We start from the raw sequence: 685 nt of genomic DNA, 5'->3' as shown, positions 1-685 counted from the left end.
TATACATACCTGACTAGAAAAAAGACAACTTATACCAATAATGGTTCGAGCAGTTGTCTATTTTTATACTGATATCCGTAATTTCATTTTTTAGTACAACAAAAAACCATAATGGATTAATCCCATTATGGTCCTAGAACTATACTATTTAATTGAATTGAAACAACTAGTTTGTTTTAAGTTGTTGTACCCTTTATATGATCCTCAGGTGTTGTCTCTCCTGGTTTAATATCTGCAAAAGTTTCATGATTTTCTTCTAAATCACGTGTGCGATGTGCGATCCTTGAGGAAGCACATGCAGCAAGACTAGCAACTAAGTCGTCTAAAAATGTATGAATACCATTCCCTATTTTGGTGTCTAACTTCTTAATAATACCAATTTTATTTTTATCTAAGTGTCCAAAAGTCGTCACGGCAATACTCCCGTATGTAAATACTGATCCTAGAGCTATCGTTTCATCTACCCCAAACAATCCTTCATCAGATTCAACAATTTGTTGGAGAGGACTCGATAACATGTTCTTCTCTGCTAATTCATCAAGTTCAACACCAACCAAAATAGCATGTTGCATCTCTCTTTTTTTCAAGACACTTTCAACTGACTCTATACAGTGATCGAGCGTAAGACCTATATTATATGGAAGTTGCATTTCAAAAACAATTTTAGAAACTTCTTCGATTGTAA

Annotated in this window: 1 protein-coding gene; it reads right to left on the bottom strand. The window is 33.9% G+C overall.

The window, feature by feature from the left end; genetic code table 11:
• Positions 1-176: 176 nt before the first annotated feature.
• On the bottom strand, positions 177-685 hold a 509-nt coding region (locus tag B371_RS20895; RefSeq protein WP_019412352.1), incomplete at its 5' end, for a phosphatidylglycerophosphatase A.

Source organism: Paenisporosarcina sp. TG20, assembly GCF_000286315.1.
Classification (GTDB): domain Bacteria; phylum Bacillota; class Bacilli; order Bacillales_A; family Planococcaceae; genus Paenisporosarcina.
The sequence above is the reverse complement of the archived record's forward strand: the minus strand, read 5'-3'. Positions and strand labels throughout refer to the sequence as shown.